The sequence below is a fragment of the Sandaracinus amylolyticus genome (assembly GCF_000737325.1).
GTDB classification, from domain to species: Bacteria; Myxococcota_A; Polyangia; order Polyangiales; family Sandaracinaceae; genus Sandaracinus; species Sandaracinus amylolyticus.
Map to the genome: position 1 here is coordinate 1,443,314 of NZ_CP011125.1, position 21,098 is coordinate 1,464,411.

Here is a 21,098-nt window from a genome sequence, read left to right on the forward strand (position 1 = left end):
GCCGGAGACACGCGCCTTCGGACGTGCCGCGCGACGCTCTGGTTGCCACTTCCCGCGAATCCCGATAGATTTACTCAGCAATGCGCGCTTTGCTGAACGAGTCCGAGACGTTGCACCTCGCGATCGAGGGCTTCTCCTGGCCCGATCTGCACCATCCCGACGGGCTTCGGGCGCTGCACGACCGCTTCGACGCCTGGCTCGCCGAGCAGGACGCGGAGGCCCACGCGCGGCTGGCGAAATGGCGCGCGGCCCCGGACGCGCTCGGGGCGAAGGACGTGTCGGCCACGATCGTCGCGGTCGCGCCGTACGTCGGTCGCTTCGTCGCGCGGCTCTTCGGGGTCGAGCGCGAGGTCGACGAGCGCTCGCGGTCGATCGCGCTCGAGGAGCCGGTGTTCGCGTTCCGCAAGGCCGTGCTCAAGAAGCGCGTCGTCGACGCGAAGAGTGCGCCCGCGTGGAGCGGCGCGCTCGAGGTCGCGCACGGGATCGCGTCGGCCGCGCGCACGACGTTCGCGTCGGACGACGAGGACGAGGAGCGCGCGATCGCGATCGCGGGCCTCCGTGTGCACGCGATCGACGACACCGCGCGCAAGGTCGCGCGCGGCGGCGGCGCGAGCTGGACGGATGCGCTGCGCGAGGACGCGTCGCGGCTGCGCGCCGCGGTGGCGACGGTGGACGACGTGAGCGCGCTCGACGACGGAGCGCTCGCGGCGCGGGTGATCGATGCGATCGTCGCGTCGATCCACGCGCGTCGCGCCGATGCCGGCGATCCGGTGTCGCGCTGGCCTTCGCTGCGCGCGCGGCACGAGCTGCACCACGAGAAGCTGGTGCGGCTGCGGGTGCCCGAGGACGCGCGCGCGCCCGGTGAGCTCGAGGGGCCGCGTGATCATCGTCGCGAGCGTGTCGAGCCGTTCGCGCTGACCGATCATCGCGGCTCGCCGCGCGCGATCGCGACCGAGGTCGATCTGTGCCTCGACTGCCACGCGCGCGAGAAGGACTCGTGCAGCAAGGGCCTCAAGGACAAGAGCGGCGCGCTCAAGAAGAACCCGATCGGCGTCGAGCTCCCGGGCTGCCCGCTGCACGAGCCGATCGGCGAGATGAACGAGCTGCGCCGCGGCGGTGAGGTGATCGGCGCGCTCGCGGCGGTGACGATCGCGAACCCGATGTGCCCGGGCACCGGCCACCGCATCTGCAACGACTGCATGAAGGCGTGCGTCTTCCAGACCTCGGAGCCGGTGAACATCCCGGAGATCGAGACGCGCGTGCTCGAGGACGTGCTGCGCCTGCCGTGGGGCTTCGAGATCTGGTCGCTGCTGACGCGCTGGAACCCGCTGCACGTCACGCGCCCGTACCCGCGCGCGAACATCGGGAAGAGCGTGCTCGTCGTCGGGCTCGGACCCGCGGGCTACACGCTGTGCCATCACCTCGTGAACGAGGGCTTCGGCGTCGTCGCGATCGACGGGCTGAAGCTCGAGCCGCTGCCCGCCGAGCTGGTGGGCTCGAGCGAGCGTCCGCCGGTGCCGGTGCGCGACGTCGATGCGCTGCGCACGCCGCTCGAGGAGCGCGTGATCGGCGGCTTCGGCGGCGTGAGCGAGTACGGGATCACGGTGCGCTGGGACAAGTCGTTCCTCGCGCTGCTGCACCTCAACCTCGCACGTCGCGCGACGTTCCGCGCGTACGGCGGCGTGCGCTTCGGCGGGACGATCACGCTCGAGGACGCGTGGTCGCTCGGCTTCGATCACGTCGCGATCGCCGCGGGCGCCGGCAAGCCGACGATGATCGACGTGCCGAACGGGCTCGCGCGCGGCGTGCGCCAGGCGAGCGACTTCCTGATGGGCCTGCAGCTCGGCGGCGCGTTCAAGCGCGACTCGCTCGCGCAGCTGCAGGTGCGCCTGCCCGCGGTGGTGATCGGCGGTGGTCTGACCGCGATCGACGCCGCGACCGAGCTGCTCGCGTACTACGTGGTGCAGGTCGAGAAGACGCTCGAGCGCGTCGAGGCGATGGCGCGTGGTCGCTCGATCGACGCGGTGCTGGCGCGGCTCGACGACGAAGAGCGCGAGGTGGTGCGCGAGCACCTCGAGCACGCGCGCGCGCTGCGCGAAGAGCGTGCAGCGGCGGCGCGCGAGCTGCGTGCGCCGCGCATCCAGGCGCTCTTGGATTCGTGGGGCGGCGTGCGGCTCGCGTATCGACGTCGCCTCGCGGACTCGCCGGCGTACCGCTTGAACCACGAAGAGGTCGCGAAGTCGCTCGAGGAGGGCGTGCGCTACCTCGAGCTCCTCGCGCCCGCGGAGGTGCACGTCGATCGCTTCGGCGCGGCGGAGGCGATCAGCTTCGAGCGCCAGGAGATCGCGGACGGCGGCGCGCTGCGCGGGACCGGCGAGCACGTGAAGGTACCGGCGCGCACGATCCTGGTCGCGGCGGGCACGCGCCCGAACGTGACCTACGAGCGCGAGCATCCGGGCACGTTCGCGATCGATCGCCGCGGGTTCTTCGCGAGCCACGACGCGCGCGTGGGCGAGGACGGAACGATCACGCTCGTGCCCGCGCCGAGCGGCGAGGGGTTCTTCACGAGCTACGCGAAGGACGGACGCGTCGTCAGCTACTACGGCGACAACCACCCGAAGTATGCGGGCAGCGTCGTGAAGGCGATGGCGAGCGCGAAGGACGGGCACGTGCACGTCTCGCGTCTGTTCGCGCGCGACATCGCGGCGCTCGATGCGGCGCGAGGAGACACGAGGCAGCAGAGCGCGCGCGATGCGGCGTGGAGCGCGCTGGTCGCGACGCTCGACGACGAGCTGCTCGCGCGCGTGCACGAGACCAAGCGGCTCGCGCCGGGCATCGTCGAGGTCGTGGTGCACGCGCCGCGCGCGGCGCGCGCGTTCCGGCCCGGGCAGTTCTATCGCCTTCAAGGGCTCGAGAGCCTCGCGTCGCGCGCGCAGGGCACGACGCTGGTCACCGAGGGCCTCGCGCTCACCGGCGCGCGCACCGATCTCGAGCGCGGCCTCGTGTCGGTGATCGTGCTCGAGATGGGCGCGTCGTCGAAGCTCTGCGAGCGGATGCGCCCCGGCGATCCGATCGTGCTGATGGGCCCGACCGGCGCGCCCACCGAGATCGGTCACGGCGAGAACGTGCTGCTGCTCGGCGGCGGGCTCGGCAACGCGGTGCTCTTCTCGATCGGGCGCGCGCTGCGCGAGGCGGGATCGCGCGTGCTGTACTTCGCGGGCTATCGCGACAGCGCGCAGCTCTTCGAGCAGGGCGAGATCGAGGCCAGCTCGGACCAGGTGATCTGGGCGAACGACCACGGCGCGCCGATCGCGCCGCGACGCCCGCAGGACGCGCAGTTCCGCGGGAACATCGTGCAGGCGATGCAGGCCTACGAGCGCGGGGAGCTCGGCGAGCGCGTGTTCTCGCTCGGCGAGGTCGATCGGGTGCTCGCGATCGGGTCCGACGGGATGATGCGCGCGGTGCGGGACGTGCGGCAGGGGCTTCTCGCGAAGCAGCTCGGCCGCGCGAAGGTCGCGCTCGGCAGCATCAACTCGCCGATGCAGTGCATGATGAAAGAGATCTGCGGGCAGTGCCTGCAGCGGCGCGTGGACCCGGCGACCGGTGCCGAGCGCTTCGTGTACACGTGTTACGAGCAGGACCAGCCGCTCGACGAGGTCGACTTCGACTTTTTGCGGCAGCGGCTGCGCCAGAGCTCGGCGCACGAGAAGCTCGCGGACGCGTGGCTCGCGCACGTGCTCGCGAGCGAGAGCGTCTCGCCCGGGCCGAACGAAGCGCAAGCCGCGGAGTGATCAGCGCAGCAGCGCGCTCGTGATCGCGCCGAGCGCCGCGCCGGCGAGGAGGCCGCCGCCGACGAGCCACAGCGCGGCGCTGCTGCGTCGCGCGGTCGCGAGCGGAAAGCGCACCTCCATCACGCGTTCCGACTCGGCGTCGACGAGCAGCACGCCGTCGACGTCGAACGCGAGGCGGTACTCGAGCAGCTGCCGGCGCGTCGGCGCGTGATCGAGGCGCGGCGCGAGCGCGCCCGTCTTCACCTCGGCGACGCAGCGTCGCGCGCCGCGCCGCACCAGCAGATCGCAGCGCACGTGGGCCTCCGCGGGCGCGCCGTCGACCTCGAAGCGCAGCGTCCGCGCGACCTGTCGCGCCTCGACGATCCACCCGGCGCGCGCGAGCAGGCGCTCCGCGTCGCGCTCTCCACGCCGCGCGCGCAGCTGTCGCGATCGCGCGCGCAGCCGGCGCCACGCGCGCGCGACGGACGTGCCGATCACGACGGTCGCGAGCACCACCGCGAGGATGATCAGCAGCGTGCGATCCGCGCTCACCGCGTGATCCGCGCGCGCCTCACCTCGGAGGTCAAATTAACGACACGAGGGCCGCACCGAGTGGTGCGACCCTCGCGCGGCTCCCTCCCGGCGCTCGCGCGCCGTGTCGCTCAGTACACCTCGAAGCCCAGACCGCCGAGCACCGCGATCGACGCTTCGTCGTCGTCGTACCAGGTCGGGTGGATGCGCGCCTCGATCACGAAGCCCTCGCGCGAGCCCGGGCCGTAGTCGCCGAGCACGAGCGCGAGACGACCGTCGACGCCGAAGAAGACGTCGCTGCTCGCGCACTCGACCTCGTCCTGGATGTCCTCCTCGCAGCCCCAGATGAAGTCGACCGAGGGGCCCACGCCGATCTGGAACATGTTGCCGAGGGTCAGCTCCGCCATCGCGGTGTTCCACATGAGGCCCGCGATCGAGTCGCGACCCGGATCGCGATCGATGATCGACCCGATCATGCCGGTGGGCTGGTAGTAGACCGCGAACACGTCGCCGATCTGCACGCCCAGACGGACCGCGGCGCCGCCCATGCCGAGGTCGGGCCCCGACTCCCACTGACCACCGCCGAGCCCGCTGATGCCGAAGCGGAGGCGCGCGAAGTCGTGCTGCTCCTCGACCACGACGGGCTCGTAGTAGTAGTTCTGCTCGACCTCGACCTCTTGCGCGGCCGCGGGAGCCGTCGCCGCCAGACCGAGGGCGAGCGCGGCGATCGACATCCACGATCGATGTTGCATGTGCTCTCTCCTCTGCGTGATGGCGAGGTCGAGCATCGACCTCGCGCGGACGTGAGCAGAGCAATTCGCTTGCCGTGCTCTGCTCCTCGTGATCGCGCGTGGAGAGCGTGGCGTCGCTGCGACGCATGCGCGCCAGAAGAAGCGAACGCGCTCGCCCCCCGAGGGAGCGAGCGCGTCGCGTGTCGTCGTGCGCTCCGCGGAGCGCGCGATGCGATCAGGTGCTCTCGATCTGCAGCGCGAGCGGGCAGCGGCCCTCGCGCAGCATCGTCGCGTCCTCGCGCAGCTCGGTGCGGAGCTCGCGGACCTGCGTCGTGTCGTCGAAGCGCACCTCGAGGCGCGCACCGCGCGGGATCTCGACCACGCGCACCTCGCTCGCCTGGTGGATCAGCGCGCTCGGATCGGCGAACTGCTCCTCCGTCGCGCCGGCCTGCGCGGTCATGCCCGAGTGCCCCTCGTGCGCGCCCGTGCCCGCGCTGCCGGTGACGCCGGCGCCGGTCGTGCCCGCGCTGCCGCTCACGCTGCCGCCGGTGCCGCCCGCGCCGATGTCGGCCTGCGCGCTCGCGCCGGGCTGCGTCGTCGTGCCCGCGCCCGCGCCGACCGCGCCGGTCGCGCCCGGCTGCATCTGCTCGTGATGACGGCGGTGCATGTCGGCGAAGCGGTTCAGGCGATCACGCAGCTCCGTGACGTTCTCCTCGCTGCGCGTCGTGAACACGAGCGCGCCACCGCGCGGGATCGTCGACACGCGCACGTTGAGGCCCTCGATGTCGGCGGGGCAGACGTTCGCCTGCTGCGCCATCGGCTCCGCCATGCCGGGCTCCTCCATGCCGGGCTCGGGCTCCTGCATCGTGCCCGTCGCACCGGCCTGCGCCATGCCCGGGCCCTGCATCGAGCCGGTCGCGCCCTCGGGGCCGACCGAGCCGGTCGCGCCCATGTCGCCGGTCATGCCCGAGCCACCGGTCGCGCCCGCCTGCAGCCCGCCTTCGTCGATCGAGCCGCTGACGCCCGCGCCGGCGCCCATGCCCTCGGCGCCGATCGATCCCGACGCGCCGGTGCCGCTCGTCGACATGTCGCGCGTGACCGCGGGATCGACGCCGTACGCATCGCTCTGTGCAGCGGAGTACTCGTCCTCGAGGCTGCGCCGGGTCTCGCCGGTCGCGACGGCTTCGCCGCCGATCGTCTCTTCCTCCAGATCGGCGCGCGACGTCTCGCTGCCCTCACCACCGCACGCCGCGGCGACCAGACACACGCCGGCCACTGCGGCGCCCTTCCAGCTACGCATGCTTTGTCCTCCGTCTGCTTGTCTCTCGTCGCGACTGCGCGTCCAATCGCGCGTCGGCGAGCCGCGCTCCATTCAGCAGCGTGCGTGCCACCTCCGTGCGTGACGGCGTGGCGCCGTGCCGCGCCGCGCGCCTGCGACGCAGCGAACGCTCCCCCACTTCCGTCCCGACACCGCGCGCTGTTAGCGTCCCGCGCGGGGGTGAGAGCGATGTCGGAGCCGAGCGATCGAGACGACGAGCGCAGCGAGACGAAGCAGACACGGCGCGAATTCCTCGGCGCAGCGGTGGTCGCGGCCGTGGGCCTCGGCACCGGCTGCGGCGGCGGATCGACGGGCGCGGATCCAGACGGCGGCGCGCTCGCGCGCGACGCGCGCATCCAGGACGACGATGCGTCGACGGAGATCGACGCGGGCCCGCCCGACAGCGGCGTCGCGCCGGTCGATCCGCCCGACGACGTGACCGAGGCCGCGCTCGCGATCTTCCCGCTCGGCGTCGCGAGCGGCGACGCGACCACGACGCGCGCGATCGTCTGGACGCGCTACACCGGCGATCGCGCGCTCGAGCTCGTCGTGTGGGAGATGGACGAGGGCCGCTATGCGCGCACCGTGCACGCGGCCGAGGTCGCGCCCGGCGAGCACGGCGTCGTGCGCGTCGATGTGGAAGCGCTCACCCCGGGTGCGCGTCACCGCTACGTCTTCTTCGAGATCGAGGCTGGTGAGCGCGTGGCGCGCAGCCCCATCGGGCGCCTGCGCGCGGCGCCCGACGGGGACGTGGCGGACGTGCTGCGCATCGGTGCGTGCTCGTGCACGTCGAACTCGCGCGAGGTCGCCACGCTCGCACACGCGGCGTCGCGCGAAGATCTCGACGTGTTCCTCTATCTCGGGGACACGACCTACAACGACGGCGCGCGCTCGCTCGCGCAGTACCGCGACAAGTGGGACGAGAGCCTGTCGCGCGCGGGCTATCGCGCGATTCGTGGCGCGACGAGCGGGCTGTCGACGTGGGACGACCACGAGTTCGACAACGACTGGAACCCCGAGACGTTCGACGCCGCGCAGCTCGTCGCCGCGAAGCAGACGTTCTTCGAGCACCAGCCGGTGCGTCGCGACGAGAGCGCGCCCGATCGCGTGTGGAAGTCGATGCGCTGGGGACGCACCGCCGAGATCTTCGTGCTCGACTGCCGCAGCGAGCGGAAGCCGTCGACGCGCCGCGACGAGAACGCGGAGTACCTCTCGCGCGCGCAGATGGACTGGCTCAAGGCGGGTCTCGCGGCGAGCGACGCGGTGTTCAAGATCCTCGTGAATTCCGTGCCGATCGCGAACTTTCCGACGCTCTTCGACGCGGCGTCGAACGATCGCTGGGAGGGCTACGCCGCGCAGCGCGACGAGATCCTCGGCTTCATCGACGACGAAGCGATCCCCGGCGTGCTGTGGGTCGCGGGCGACTTCCATCTCGCGAGCGCGCAGCGTGTGTCGCCGTCGGGCCCGGGCAGCGCGCAGGTCGAGATCCTCGCCGGGCCGGGGGCGCAGACGGGCAATCCGCTCGCCGGGATCCTCGGGGGCGATCAGTTCGACTTCCAGAGCACGACGAACAACTACGTCGTGATCGATCTCGACCCCGCGACCACCCGCGCGCGCGTCTGGTGGTACGACGCGTCCGGCTCGGCGATCGAGACCATCGAATACCCGCTCGGGTGAGCGGGATCGCGCCGTGATTCGCGCGCCGAGGATGGTAGCCTCGGTCTCGCGATGCTCCTGGCCGAGAAGATACGCGCGCTCCGTGACGCTGCTTGGGCGACGCCCGAGGAGCTGCGTGGCTTCGTCTCGGCCGCGGCGCCCGCGCCCGCGGCCGAGATCGAGCGGCTGCTCGCCGTGCTCTCGGAGCCCGGGCTCGCGTCGCAAGGCCCGCGTCACGTGAATCGGTGCTCGGCGTTCAAGGCGATCGCGTTCGCGTCGGTCGAGCCCGCGCTGTTCGCGCCGCTCGCGCGCGCCCTGCGCACCGCGGATCCGGTCGCGCGCCGCGCGATCGCGGCCGTGCTCCCGCGCGCGAACGACGTCGAAGCGCATCGCGTCCTCTGCGACGTGCTCGGCGATCCCGATCCCGATGCGCGCGCGCATGCCGCCGCGGTGCTCGAGCAGGTCGGCGGGCCCTCCGCGCTGACCGCGCTGCAGCGCCTGGTCGCGCAGCGCGACTTCGCGGGCCGTGAAGAGGCGATGCAGGTGATGGTGCCGAAGGCGCGTCACCGCGCGATCCCGCTCGTCGCCGCCGTGCTCGAGCACGGCACGCGTCGCGAGCAGGTCGCGGCGCTGCGTTATCTCGGCGACCCGGCGCTGGTCGGGGGCCGCGTCGACGAGGTCGTCGTCCACCTGCGGCGCGCGCTCGCGGTGCGCGACGCGGCGGTGCTCGCCGAGGTGCTCGCCGCGCTCGCGAACGTGCTCCCCGAGGAGAGCATCCTCGACGAGATCGAGGCGCGCGTGGCCGCGCCCGACGCCGATCCGGTGCTGATCGACGCGCTCGGCGGCATGCGCTCGGCGCGCACCGCGGCCCTCCTCGCGGCGCGATCGCGCAGCGGCAGCGCGGCGCAGCGGCTCGCGGCGGTGCGCGCGCTGCGCCGCATGGCGATCGGCGATGTCGTCCCGCACCTCGTCGAGATCGCGCACGGCGCGGATCCGTCGCTGCGACGCGCCGCGATGGAGTCCCTGATCGCGCTCGCGGAGGAGCGGAAGGTCGACCTCGCGCGCATCCTCGTCGCGCTGCTCGGCCACGCGGACCCCGAGGCGCGCCGGACCGCCGTCGCGCTCGCGAAGAACATCGAGTCGGGCGCGGTGGATCTCGCGGCGCGCCTGCTCGATCTGCTGCGCAACGAAGACTGGTTCGTGCGCGAGCGCGTGCTCGACTCGCTGGTCGAGCTGCGCTTCCCCGAACTCGCGCCCGCGATCGTCCAGCTGCTCGACGATCCGTCGCCGGTCATCCGGCGCTACGCGGTCTACGGGCTCCTGCGGCTGCGCGACCCCGAGACGCTCGGCGCGATGCTGCTCGTCGCGGTGCGCGACGACGACTGGTGGGTGCGCGAGCAGGCGGTGCTCGCGATCGCCGAGCTCGCCGACGCGCGCGCGATCCCGTACCTCGCAGCGCTGGTGCGCGAGCGCGAGGACCTGCGCGTCGCGGCGCTCGAGGCGCTCGGTCTGCTCGAGGGCGAGGACGCGATCGTCGAGCTCGGCGAGCTGGTGGGCGATCCCGACGCGACGGTGCGCTCGACGATGCTCGAGCTCCTCGATCGCGCGCGCAACGGCGCGCGCGCCGCGTTCTACGTGCAGGCGTGCGTGGGCGACGCGATCCCCGCGATCGCGAAGCGCGCGCGCGAGCTGCTCGCGAAGTGGAAGGTCTCTCCAGATCGCGACGCCGCCGCCGCGGTCGGCGTGCTCGATCGTTTGCTCGTCGCGGCCTCGCGCCAGGAGGCGGACGACGTGCTGCTCCACGCGGGGCGTCCTCCGCACGCGAAGCGGCACGGCGTCGTCTTCCCGCTCGCGCGCGCCGAGATCACCGGCGACGAGCTCGCGGTGATGCTCATCCCGCTGCTCACGCCGCGGCAGACCGAGCAGTTCGATCGCGGCGAGGACGTCGACTTCTCGTACGAGGTGAAGGGCTTCGACCTCCGCTTCCGCGTGAACCTCTTCCGGCAGTCGACCGGGCTCGCCGCGGTGCTGCGCCGCATCGCGGGCACGGTGCCCGAGCTCGACACGCTCGGCCTGCCCGCGATCGTGAAGAGCTTCGCGGACTTCCCGCACGGGCTCGTGCTCGTCGGCGGCCCGACCGGCTCGGGCAAGTCGACCACGCTCGCCGCGCTGATCGACGCGATCAACCGCAGCGAGCCGCGCCACATCGTGACGATCGAAGATCCGATCGAGGTGCAGCACCCGTCGCGATCGAGCGTCGTGAACCAGCGCGAGGTCGGCGCGCACACCGCGTCGTTCGCCGACGCGCTGCGCAGCATCCTGCGTCAGGATCCCGACGTCATCCTGGTCGGCGAGCTACGCGACGTGACGACGATGGAGTTCGCGCTCCAGGCCGCGGAGACCGGCCACCTCGTGTTCGCGACCGTGCACACGGTGTCCGCCGCCGCGAGCATCGATCGGCTCGTGCACGCGTTCCCCGGCAAGCAGCAGGGCGTCGTGCGCTCGATGATCGCCGACAGCCTGCGCGCGGTGTGCTGCCAGCAGCTCCTGCGCCGCGTCGACGGCCAGCCGGGGCGCGTGCTCGCGTGCGACGTCCTGATCGCGAACGACGCGGTCTCGAACCTCGTACGCAAGGACAAGTGCTTCCAGCTCCCGAGCATCATGGCGACGAGCCGCGAGCTCGGGATGTGCTCGATGGACGACGAGCTCGCGCGCCTCGTGACCCAGCGCATCGTCGCGCCCGACGAGGCGCTCTCGAAGGCGAACGATCGCCCGGCGTTCGCGAGCATGCTCGCGGCGAACGGGTTCCTCGACGCCGACGAAGCGCGCAGCGTGCGCGGCGCGTCGATCGCGCCCGGCGTCGCGTCGACCGCATCGGGCTCGCGCGCGCGACCGAGCCTCTCGCCCGCGATGCCGAGCGTGGCGCCGCCCGGCCCCGGCGGTCCGCCGCGGAGGACCGGCTGATGCCGCGCATCGACACGTTCCTGCGCATCGCCGCGGATCAGCGCGCGAGCGACGTGCACTTCCACGCCGGCAAGATCCCGGCGATCCGCCACCTCGGCGACATCGTGCGGCTGCCCTATCGCCGCCTCGGCGCGCACGACACGCGCGCGTTCCTCGACGAGATCCTCACGCCCGCGCAGAAGGAGCAGCTCGAGCGCGAGCAGCAGATCGACTTCATGTACGAGGTCGACGGGCTCGCGCGCTTCCGCGCGTGCGTGTACGAGCAGTCCGACGGCCCCGGCGCGGTGTTCCGCGTCGTGCCCGATCGTGTGCCGAGCGTCGACGAGATCCGCGTGCCGCACTCGGTGCAGCAGCTCGTCACCGCGTCGAACGGGCTCGTGCTCGTCACCGGACCGACCGGCTCGGGCAAGAGCACGACCGTCGCGGCGCTGATCGATCGCGTGAACCGCATGCAGGAGCGGCACGTGCTGACGATCGAGGACCCGATCGAGTACGTGCACAAGTCGCAGCGCTCGGTGATCACGCAGCGCGAGGTCGGACGCGACGCGTCGACCTTCGCGTCGGCGCTGCGCTCGGCGCTGCGCGAGGCCCCCGACGTGCTGCTCGTCGGCGAGGTGCGCGACTACGACACCGTGAAGATGCTGCTCGGCGCGGCGGAAGCGGGCGTGCTCGTGATCGCGACGCTCCACACGGGATCTGCGGCGAAAGCGGTCGATCGTCTGGTGGGCGCGTGCCCCGGCGACGTGCAGGACCAGGTGCGGATCACGCTCTCGCTGACGCTGCGCGGCGTGGTCGCGCAGCGCCTCTGCAAGCTCGCGACGCGCAACGGCCGGGTCGCGGCGATGGAGGTGCTCCTTCCCTCGCACGCGGTCGCGCACCTCGTGCGCGAGAACAAGCTCCACCAGATCGACGCGTACCTGCGCAGCGGCGAGCAGCTCGCGAGCGGCACGCGCAGCCTCGAGCACGCGCTCGCCGAGCTGGTGCTGAGCGGCGAGGTCGAAGAGCGCGAGGCGCTGCTGCACGCGAACGACCCCGCGGTGCTGAAGGAGATCGTGGCGAAGGGAGCGGTGCCGTGAGCGGCGAGCGCGTTCGCGAGATCCGGCTCCAGACCGCGCGCGAGCTCGAGCAGCGCGGCTTCGCCGACAAGGCGATCGATCAGTACAAGAAGGCCGGCGCGCCGGGCGAGGCGGTGCGCCTGCTCGTCGGCGCGGAGCGCTACGTCGAGGCCGGCACGCTGATGCTCGAGACGCTCGGCGTCTCGCCCGACGACGCGGGACGGCTCGAGGGGCGCTCGCGCGCGGCCGCCGAGAAGGCCGCGCGTTGCTTCGAGCTCGGAGGTGACACGGAGACGGCGGCGCGCGTGCGGCGAGCGCTCGGCGCGCCCGAGGGTGCAGCACGCGCCGCGCATCCTTCGATCGCGCCCGACGTGCTGCCGCAGACCGAGCCCGTGCCGAGCATCGCGCCTCCTGCGGCCTCGTCTCCGCCCAGCGTGGCGCGCGGGCATGCGGTCTCGCCGTCGCCGTCGTCGCCGGGCATGAGGGTGCCGGAGAGCACGCGCCCCGTGGTGTCGAGCTCGCCGTCGATGGTCGGCATCCCGGCCGCGCGATCGATCGCGCCGTCGCCGGCGCGCCCGAGCACGCCCGCGCCCGCGTCGCAGCCGCGCGCGCCGAGCATCACCCCGTCGGCGTCGCGCGCGCCGGGCTCGGCCGACAAGTGGGGACGCGCATCGGGATGGCGCGGCGGCGCGCAGGGCTCGGGCGCGACCGACGAGATGATCCGGCAGCTGCTCGAGCAGGGGAAGAAGAACGCCGCGGCGCGCGTGGCGTGGGACTCGGGTCGCCTCGAGGACGCAGCGCAGTGGTTCGCGGAGTCGGGGCTCGACTACGAGTCGGGCGCGGTGCTCTACGACCTCGGTCGTCACGCGGAGGCGATGGAGGCGCTGCTGCGCGTCTCGCCGGACCACAAGCGTCACCGCGTCGCGTGCACGAAGCTCGTCGACATCGCGAGCAAGCTCGGCCGCTTCGACTTCGAGCTCGACCGCGTGCTCACGCAGTTCGCGAAGGCGCCGCCGATCGAGCCGACCGAGGTGCCGACGTACCTGACGCTCGCCGAGCTCTACGCGCGCAACGGGTTCGCCGACGGCGCGCGCCGCGTGCTCGAGCAGGTGCTGAGCTTCGACGCGTCCCACGAGCAAGCGCGCGCGGCGCTCGACGCGCTACCGCCCGCCGCGCAGCCCAAGCGCGGCACGAGCATCCCGCCCGCTCGGATGCCGGCGCGCGCGATCGTCGCGCCGGGCACACGCGCGCTGCCTGCGCTGCCGACGCTCGAGGCGTTCGTCGCGGAAGCGAAGAAGCACGCCCCTCGGCGCGACAGCCGCTGAGGAGAGGAGCAGCCCTCTAAGGAGAGCAGGAAGGCAGGAGAGTGAGGGCCGAAACACGACGCGATCGTGTTTCGACATTCGTAGCTCGGAATGCTCCTGAGGAGAGGCACTTCGACGAAACACGACGAAGTCGTGTTTCGTGCTCCCTACCGCCTGAGTCTCCTGCTCTCCTCAGCGGCAAACCTCTGCGCGCGCTCTGCGTGCAGCGGGTCTCAGCCGTGCGCTTCCTTGCTGCACGTGCAGTCGAAGCAGCCGTGCGTCGCGCACGTCCCGCACGCGCGCGCGACCTGGGTGCGGAGCGCCTCGCGCGCGCGGTGCACGCGAACGGCCGCGTTGTTCGGCGTGATCCCGTGCGCGCCCGCGAAGTCCTTCACGCTCCGTCCTTCGACCTCGACCGCGCGGAGGATCTCCGCGTACTCGGGCTTGAGCGTCGTCGCGATCTCGCTCACGCATCCGCACACCGTCGCGCGCAGCGCCTCGGCCTCGGGCGCCTCCTCGTCGAGCTCGCGCGCGAGCGCTTCGAGCGCGCGCGCTTCGGTGCCGCGACGACGATGGTGATCGACGATCGCGTTGCGCAGCACGCGATAGAACCACGCGGTCGCCGACTCGTCCTCGCGCAGCGCGCCGCCGCGCTCGATGCCGCGCACGAACGCGTCCTGGAGGATCTCCTCGGCGACCGCGCGCGAGCTCACGCGGCGCTCGACGAACGCGAGGAACTGACGGTGAGAAGCGACGAGGGTCTCGAGGGCGGCGCGATCCACGCGGCAGTCATGGGGCGCGGCGCGCGCGAGGTCGAGTCTCCGCCGGCGATCAGGTCGCGCTGAAGTCGCCGAGATCGACGCGCCTCGTGCGGCGCCAGTAGTCGAACGTGAACCCCGGCCACGTGAGCGCGTTCTTGCCGTCGCCCGCCGCGAGATACCAGCTCTGGCATCCCGCCGACCACACGGTGTGTCGCAGCTTCTCCTCGAGCGTGCGGTTGAACGCGCTCTGCACGCTCGGCCGCACGTCGAGCGCGCGGAGGCGCTTGTCGCGCAGCACCTCGATGCACTGCCGCGCGTAACGCGCCTGCGACTCGATCATGAAGACCATCGAGTTGTGCCCGAGCCCGGTGTTCGGGCCCATCAGCAGGTACAGGTTGGGGAAGCCCGACACCGTGATCCCGAGGTACGCCTCGGGCGCCGTGTCGCGCCACACGTCGTTCAGGCGCTGTCCCTCGCTGCCCACGATCGTGATCGGCGAGAGGTACTCCGCGACCGCGAAGCCGGTGCCGTACACGATCGCGTCCACCTCGCGCAGCGCGCCGTCGCTGGTGCGGACACCGTTCGGCTCGATCGACGCGATGCCCTCGGTCACGAGCTCGACGTTCGAGCGACGCAGCGCGGGGTAGTAGTCGTTCGAGGGCAGCACGCGCTTGCAGCCCATCACGTACTTCGGCGTGAGCTTCGCGCGCAGCACGGGGTCGGGCACGCAGTGCTCGAGGTATCGCTTCGCGAGCAGCGCCGCGAGCTCCATGATGCGCGGCTCCATCACGAAGCCGACCGCGCGCGCCTCGTGCTGCCAATAGAGCAAGGCGCGATGCGCGCGCATGAGCGCGGGAGAGCGCGCGAAGAGCTCGCGGACGCGCGGCGGGATCGCGCGATCGGCCTTGGGCACGATCCACGGCGGCGTGCGCTGGAAGACGTGCAGCCTCGCGACGTCCTTCGCGATCTGCGGGACGAGCTGGATCGCGCTCGCGCCCGTGCCGATCACCGCGACGCGCTTGCCGCGCAGATCGACGTCGTGCCTCCACGTCGCGGAGTGCCAGCTCGGGCCCGCGAACGAGTCGCGCCCTTCGATCGACGGGTACTGCGGGATGTGCAGGCCGCCGCACCCGAGCACGAGCGAGCGCGCGCGCACCGTCTCGCCGCTCTTCGCGCGGATGGTCCACGTGCCCGTGGTCGTGTCCCAGCGCGCGTCGTCGATCTCGGCGCCGAACGTGATGTGCGGATAGAGCCCGTGCTCGCGCGCGGTCGCGCGGAGGTACTCGAGGATCTCGGGCTGTCGCGAGTACGAACGCGTCCAGCGCGCGTTCGGCGCGAACGAGAACGAGTAGAGGTGCGAGGGGATGTCGCACGCCGCGCCCGGATACGTGTTCTCGCGCCACGTGCCGCCGACGTCGTGCGCCTTCTCGAAGATGCGGAAGCGCTCGATGCCCGCGCGCTGGAGCTGCACGCCCATCGCGATGCCGCTGAACCCGCTGCCGACGATCGCGACCTCGAGCTCCTCGTGACGCTGCTGGTCCACGCGTTCCCTCCTTGTCGTCAGGGCTGCCAACAAGACTATTGAATGCGGTTCAATAGATGTCGAGGGGAATTTCCGGGCCGACGAGGAGAGCAGGAGGGAGGAGGAAGACCACGTGGATCGGCGGGGCTGGCGACTCGATGCGCGTGGGGTGCTCGGACGAGGAGGGCGATGGCGACGGCGGGTGCGACGGCGATGGCGGGTGCGACGGCGACGCGAGTCGAGGGCGGCCGCGTGGGGTGAGTCGACATGCGCGCCGATCGACGTGGTCTTCCTAAACCTCCTGCTCTCCTCAGAAACTCCGAATGGGAACGCGCTGCGAGCCGTGTGCGGAGAATGTGCGAGGCTCCGCCGCGTCATGCGCCGACCATCCATCGTCTCGCTGCTCGTCGTGCTCTCCGTCGTCGCGTGCTCGGCGCAGGAGCGCGTGGTGCGCGACGAGACGCGCATCTCGGTGCGCGCGACCGTTCCAGAGACCGGCGGGAGCGTGCGCGTCACGCGCGCGGCCGAGGGCGCGATCCACGAGCTGCCCGACGTCGCTCGCGTGCGCGAGGTCGCGCTCGGTGAGAACGCGGAGCGCTGCGCGCTGCTCGACGACGGCAGCGTGTGGTGCTGGGACGCGAGCGACCGCGATCGGGTCCCCACGCGCGTCGAAGGGCTCGATCCGGTCACGCGTCTCTACGGCGGACAGGGCGCGTTCTGCGGCGTCGGCGAAGCAGGACGCGTCTCGTGCTGGGGCGCGGTCGGCGCCTCCGGATCGCGCTGGTCACGACCAGACGTGCTCGCGATCCCGCCGCCCAGCGCGATGTCGTTCGGCGTGAGCGGCGGCTGCGCGATCGTGGAGGACGGCACCGTGCGGTGCTGGGGCACCGCGTGGAATGGGCACGCGTCGCGGCCGCTCTCGTCGATCGAGACGGTGCCGGGCCTCGCCGGCGTGATCGCGCTCGACGCGCACGACCTCTCGCGCTGTGCGCTGACCCGCGCGCACGAGATCGTCTGCTGGGGCTGGGAGCGCTTCCACCACATGGGCGAGCGCCGCGAGGACGGCTTCTATCAGCACCGCGCGATCCGCGACGCGATCGACGTCGCGCTCACGCGCGAGAACCTCTGGTGGGTCACGCGCGACGGCCGCGTGCGCGGGATGATCCGCGGCGCCGAGGATCGTCGTCGCAGCGGCACCTACCGCTACGACGTCGTCGACGTGCGGGGCATCGCGGACGCGGTCGCGATCGAGAGCGCGGGCGCGACGCTCTGCGCGCTCACGCGCGAGGGCGCGCTCTGGTGCTTCGAGGCCGGGACGCGCGAGGCACGCGTGCAGCCGGTGACGAACGTGCGCGCGCTCGTGAGCACCGAGCGCAGCGACGCGATGTGCGCCGGCACGACCGACGCCGGTTGGCTCTGCAAGGAGCGCGACGGATCGTGGGCGCCGCTCGCGTGGGGCCCGCGCGTCGAGACGCCGTCGAGCGTGAGCGCGGCCGAGCCGGTCTGCGGGTACGGGCCCGATCGCGTGCCGGTCGAGGCGTTGAGCGCGGGGTACGCGCACTTCTGCGTGCGGCTCGGCGACGGCGCGGTGCGCTGCTGGGGGCTCAACCAGTCGGGGCAGACGGGCGGTCCGATGGCGGGCGATCCCGTGCGCTCGCGCGCGCCCGGTGTGCCGCGTCCCGTCACGACGATCGCGACCGGGCTCCACTTCTCGTGCGCGATCACCGACGACGCGTCGCTGTGGTGCTGGGGGCAGGGCGGCTACGGGCAGCTCGGCCGCGGCGATCGCAGCAACTCGAGCACGCCGATGCAGGTCGCGCTGCGCGGTCGCGTCGAGGCGATCGCGACGGGGCGCATGCACGCGTGCGCGCGCACGCAGGGCGGTCAGGTGTGGTGCTGGGGCGCGAACGAGCACGGGCAGCTCGGCGACGGAACCAGCGAGCTGCGCACGGCGCCGGTGCGGGTGCGCGGGCTCGGCGCGGCGAGCGCGATCGCCGCCGGCCCCGACGCGACGTGCGCGGTCGATCGCGGTCACGTGGTGTGCTGGGGCGGGGCGACGGGATCGGCACCGCCCCACGCGATCGAGGGCGTCGACGGGAGCGCGGTCAGCGCGCTCGTGGTCGCGCAGGGCGCGGCGTGCGCGCTGCTCTCCGACGGCAGCGTGTGGTGCTGGGGCAGCGGCGCGGAGGGACAGCTCGGCGCGGCGCAGAGCATCGAGTCGGCGCGCGCCGTGCGCATCGAGGGCATCCCGGCGGCGCGCACCATCGCGGCGTACGACGCGGAGATCTGCGTGTCGGGCGCCGACGGAAGCGCGTGGTGCTGGGGTCGCGCGACGTCGCGTCGGGGCGCTCCCTCGTCGCGCCGCCGCGACGCCGAGCCCTCGCCGGGTGTGCCGCGGCGCATCGAGTGGATCGATCGCGTGATCGCGATCGCGCCCGGGAACCACGAGATCTGCGCGGCGCAGCAGACCGGCGGCGTGTGCTGCTGGGACGCGTCGGCGACGCCGCGACCGATGTCGTGGTGATCATCACTCGTGTCGATGGATCGCGGCCGATCCATCGACGCACGTGATGGGTCACTGCACGAAGCGATCGCGCACCAGCTCGCCGAGCAGCAGGCCGGCGGCGACCGCGACGTTGAGCGACTCGATCGCGCCGCTGCCGGGGATCGCGACGATCGCGTCGCACTGCGCGCGCACGCGCGGTGAGAGGCCCTCGCGCTCGTGGCCCATCACGAGGATCGCGGGGCGCCGGAACGCGAACCCGAGCGCGCCCGTGCGAGCCGCGCCGTCGGCGCCCACGACCTGCACGCCCGCGCCGCGCAGCCGCTCGAGCGTCGCCGCGAGATCGGTCGTGCGCGACAGCGCGAGGTGCTCGGCGCCGCCCTCGGCCACGCGGATCGCATCCGACGCGAGCGCCGGGTGCGGCGCGATCGCGCCGAGGAGCCCCGCGTCGATCCCGAAGAACGCGGCGGTGCGCAGGATCGCGCCGACGTTGTAGGGATTGCGCACGCGGTCGAGCGCCACCGCGGCGCCCTTCGCGCGCACGAGGCGCTCGGTGAGCTCGGCCGCCGGCACCCAGCGTCGCGGTCTCGCGACGACGACGAGCCCTTCGTGGTGCGTCGAGCCCGACGAGCGCGCGAGCTCCGCGTCGCTCGCGCTCGACGCGACGCGCTGTGCGGGCGAGCCACGGAGCACGTCGCCGAGCTCGCCCTGGACGGCAGGCGCGAACGCGACGCGCAGCACGTCGCCGGGCCGCTTCGTGATCACCGCGATGCCGGCGCGCAGGCCGAACGTGATCTCGTCGCTCGTGCTCGCGGCGGGAGGTCGCGGAGGGCCCTGGCGCTCGGGCGGGCGCGGGCGATCGGGCGAGCGAGGACGGCGCGGCTTCATCGGCGCGCGGTGGTACCGCGGATCACGCGTGCTGGCGAGCGATGGGCAGCTACAGTCGGCGCGATGGTGCGTCGTGACGCAGACGAAGGTCGAGCCGTAGGGCCGACGTCTGCGCGCTGCGCTTCTCCTGCGGGTGAGAGTCCCGCCTCGGTAGGCGCCGGAGCGCCGAGTAGCAGGCCCCGGGCGTCGGGAGAGATCCCGTCGTCCCGAGCGGGGCGTCGAAAGCCCGTCAGGCAGCGAGAGCTGTGCAGCGGGGAGCAAGATCGCGGGCCGCAACATGAAGTGAAGCCTGCAGCCTCGTCAGATGAACAATCCGAGAGCCGAGCCGCTCATTTCACGGCGAAGGCCACGCTCGAAGCGTCTGTTCCGGAGCGCGCATCGAGTCTCGGCGGGGTATGGGGCGCAGCACGCGATCACGGAGAAGCGCGGAACACGAGAGGCCCGTCTGCGCAGCCCTCGTCGGGGCGAAGCGCGCCGTATAAGCCGAAGGCGAAATCGGCCGCCGCGCAGCGGGAGTCCGAGGGGATCGTAGTACCGCACGGCATCGCCACGGCGATGTCGACGAACGTCGTGCAGAACAACGCGACGGGAGGGAAGGGTCCCTGGGGCAGTCACGTCGAGGAAGCAGGTAAGCGCGAGGGAATGGCCGGCAGGACCGGACCTAACGACCCCGGCGGCCGTAGGCCGCGCGAAGAAGTGCGACAACTGCAGAGGCGACTGTGGGTCGCGGCCAAGCGAGCACCTGGAAGACGTTTTCACGCTCTTTATGACCACATCTGGAGGAGTGACGTCCTTCGGGAAGCGTGGAAGCGAGTCGAGGCGAACAAGGGCGCGGCGGGCGTCGATGGCCAGACGATCGCCGAGGTGAAGCAGTACGGAGTCGAGCGCTTCCTCGAAGAGCTCGGCGACGCACTGCGGAGCAAGACGTACCGGCCCGAGGTGGTGCTGCGCCGGTACATTCCGAAGGCAGATGGAAGGAAGCGGCCGCTGGGGATTCCGACGGTCCGGGATCGAGTGGTCCAGATGGCGGCGAAGCTGGTGCTGGAGCCGATCTTCGAGGCGGACTTTCTTCCGTGCTCGTGGGGCTTCCGGCCGAAGCGGGGCGCGCTGGGTGCGCTGGAGACGCTGAGGAAGCTCGGCGCGAAGGGGCATCACCACGTGCTCGACGCCGACATCCGCGACTACTTCGGGAGCATCGATCACGACAAGCTGATGAAGCTCGTCGCTCGACGCATCTCGGATCGGCGGATGCTCAAGCTGGTGCGGCAGTGGCTCGAAGCGGGCGTGATGGACGGGGGCGTCGTGACTCGCAACATCGCGGGAACGCCGCAGGGCGGAGTCATCTCTCCGCTGCTCTCGAACATCTACCTGCACGTGCTCGACGTGACGTGGATGCGCAGGAGCGCCCCGCCCGGGACGCTGGTGCGCTACGCGGACGACTTCGTCGTGATGTGCAAGACGAAGCGCGAGTGCGAAGAGGCAGAGAGGCGCATTCGAGTCATCCTCGGGCGCCTCGGTCTCGAGCTGCATCCGGACAAGACGAGGCGAGTCGAGCTCTACGATGGCAAGCAGGGCTTCGATTTTCTCGGACATCACCTGCACAAACGCATGAGCGGAGCGCTGTGGGAGAAGAAAGGCAGACGCCTCTATTTCCTGCATCGCTGGCCGTCCGCGCGCGCGAAGCGGGTGAGACAGCGCGTGAAGGAGCTGACCCCGAGGAGGCGGTGCCACGCGGATGTTCGCGAGGTGATCGCCGATCTCAACCCCGTGCTGCGGGGCTGGGGCAACTACTTCCGCACCGGAAATGCCGCCAAGAAATTCAACCAACTCGACAGCTACGTCTGGCGTCGGCTGCGGGACCTGCGCGTGGAGCGCAAGGGCCGGCATCTGAAGCCGGGGGAGTCGAGCAGGTGGACGCGCGAGTACTTCTGGAGCCTCGGACTTCATCGCCTGCGAGGGACCGTGCAGTACCCCGAGCGAGCCTTCTTCCAGGAGGTCGCGTAATGCAGCGACTCGAGAGACTGCCCGTAAGCCGTGTGCGGGAAATCCGCACGCACGGTTTGAACGGGGGTCTTGACCAACCGCCGGCGCAGGC

13 protein-coding genes are annotated in these 21,098 nt (G+C 72.1%); 7 read left to right on the forward strand and 6 right to left on the reverse strand.

Annotation, left to right across the window (positions count from 1 at the left end; translation table 11 throughout):
• Nucleotides 1-80 precede the first annotated feature (80 nt).
• The gene (locus DB32_RS06045) at nt 81-3,791 is read left to right on the forward strand and encodes an FAD-dependent oxidoreductase (protein WP_053231464.1); all 3,711 of its coding nucleotides are present in this window, start codon (nt 81-83) and stop codon (nt 3,789-3,791) included.
• On the opposite strand, the gene DB32_RS06050 is transcribed toward DB32_RS06045, so the two are convergent.
• The 3 genes from DB32_RS06050 to DB32_RS06060 form a co-directional block, all read right to left on the reverse strand.
• Entirely contained in the window at nt 3,792-4,322 is a 531-nt protein-coding gene (locus DB32_RS06050; RefSeq protein ID WP_053231465.1) for a hypothetical protein, read from the reverse strand.
• 110 nt (nt 4,323-4,432) lie between these two features.
• Nucleotides 4,433-5,053 (reverse strand): hypothetical protein, encoded by a 621-nt coding sequence (locus DB32_RS06055; RefSeq protein WP_157068765.1) that lies wholly within the window; start codon nt 5,051-5,053, stop codon nt 4,433-4,435.
• A gap of 214 nt (nt 5,054-5,267) precedes the next feature.
• Complete coding sequence (locus DB32_RS06060; RefSeq protein WP_053231467.1) at nt 5,268-6,332, reverse strand: hypothetical protein; 1,065 nt, start codon at nt 6,330-6,332, stop codon at nt 5,268-5,270.
• A 99-nt stretch (nt 6,333-6,431) separates the two neighbouring features.
• Between DB32_RS06060 and DB32_RS06065 the strand changes: the two genes are divergently transcribed.
• The 4 genes from DB32_RS06065 to DB32_RS06080 are packed head-to-tail and all read left to right on the forward strand — an operon-like array spanning nt 6,432 to nt 13,350.
• On the forward strand, nt 6,432-8,027 hold the full coding sequence (locus tag DB32_RS06065) for an alkaline phosphatase D family protein (protein ID WP_157068766.1): 1,596 nt from the start codon (nt 6,432-6,434) through the stop codon (nt 8,025-8,027).
• 51 nt (nt 8,028-8,078) lie between these two features.
• The gene (locus DB32_RS44050) at nt 8,079-10,970 is read left to right on the forward strand and encodes a PilT/PilU family type 4a pilus ATPase (protein WP_075097460.1); all 2,892 of its coding nucleotides are present in this window, start codon (nt 8,079-8,081) and stop codon (nt 10,968-10,970) included.
• On the forward strand, nt 10,970-12,046 hold the full coding sequence (locus tag DB32_RS06075) for a type IV pilus twitching motility protein PilT (protein ID WP_053231469.1): 1,077 nt from the start codon (nt 10,970-10,972) through the stop codon (nt 12,044-12,046). Before DB32_RS44050 ends, DB32_RS06075 begins: the two co-directional genes overlap by 1 nt.
• Nucleotides 12,043-13,350, forward strand: a complete 1,308-nt coding sequence (locus DB32_RS06080; RefSeq protein WP_053231470.1) for a hypothetical protein — start codon at nt 12,043-12,045, stop codon at nt 13,348-13,350. Before DB32_RS06075 ends, DB32_RS06080 begins: the two co-directional genes overlap by 4 nt.
• Before the next feature lie 212 nt (nt 13,351-13,562).
• Here DB32_RS06080 and DB32_RS06085 read toward each other — a convergent pair whose 3' ends face one another.
• A complete protein-coding gene (locus DB32_RS06085) occupies nt 13,563-14,111 on the reverse strand; it encodes an RNA polymerase sigma factor (RefSeq protein WP_053231471.1) in 549 nt (182 codons plus the stop codon).
• 49 nt (nt 14,112-14,160) lie between these two features.
• Complete coding sequence (locus DB32_RS06090; protein WP_240481166.1) at nt 14,161-15,633, reverse strand: flavin-containing monooxygenase; 1,473 nt, start codon at nt 15,631-15,633, stop codon at nt 14,161-14,163.
• A gap of 355 nt (nt 15,634-15,988) precedes the next feature.
• Between DB32_RS06090 and DB32_RS06095 the strand changes: the two genes are divergently transcribed.
• Entirely contained in the window at nt 15,989-18,136 is a 2,148-nt protein-coding gene (locus tag DB32_RS06095; RefSeq protein ID WP_053231472.1) for an RCC1 domain-containing protein, read from the forward strand.
• 51 nt (nt 18,137-18,187) lie between these two features.
• On the opposite strand, the gene DB32_RS06100 is transcribed toward DB32_RS06095, so the two are convergent.
• Entirely contained in the window at nt 18,188-19,003 is an 816-nt protein-coding gene (locus DB32_RS06100) for a TrmH family RNA methyltransferase (protein WP_053231473.1), read from the reverse strand.
• A gap of 555 nt (nt 19,004-19,558) precedes the next feature.
• Here DB32_RS06100 and ltrA point away from each other — a divergent pair.
• Complete coding sequence (ltrA, locus tag DB32_RS06105; protein ID WP_205627029.1) at nt 19,559-21,007, forward strand: group II intron reverse transcriptase/maturase; 1,449 nt, start codon at nt 19,559-19,561, stop codon at nt 21,005-21,007.
• The last annotated feature ends 91 nt before the right edge of the window (nt 21,008-21,098 follow it).

Excerpts from the sequence above, each read along its gene's own strand:
- ltrA (WP_205627029.1), top strand. The coding sequence starts at position 19,559 with ATGTCGACGAACGTCGTGCAGAACAACGCGACGGGAGGGAAGGGTCCC.
- DB32_RS06095 (WP_053231472.1), top strand. The coding sequence starts at position 15,989 with ATGCGCCGACCATCCATCGTCTCGCTGCTCGTCGTGCTCTCCGTCGTC.
- DB32_RS06055 (WP_157068765.1), bottom strand. The coding sequence starts at position 5,053 with ATGCAACATCGATCGTGGATGTCGATCGCCGCGCTCGCCCTCGGTCTG.
- DB32_RS06075 (WP_053231469.1), top strand. The coding sequence starts at position 10,970 with ATGCCGCGCATCGACACGTTCCTGCGCATCGCCGCGGATCAGCGCGCG.
- DB32_RS06045 (WP_053231464.1), top strand. The coding sequence starts at position 81 with ATGCGCGCTTTGCTGAACGAGTCCGAGACGTTGCACCTCGCGATCGAG.
- DB32_RS06060 (WP_053231467.1), bottom strand. The coding sequence starts at position 6,332 with ATGCGTAGCTGGAAGGGCGCCGCAGTGGCCGGCGTGTGTCTGGTCGCC.
- DB32_RS44050 (WP_075097460.1), top strand. The coding sequence starts at position 8,079 with ATGCTCCTGGCCGAGAAGATACGCGCGCTCCGTGACGCTGCTTGGGCG.
- DB32_RS06100 (WP_053231473.1), bottom strand. The coding sequence starts at position 19,003 with ATGAAGCCGCGCCGTCCTCGCTCGCCCGATCGCCCGCGCCCGCCCGAG.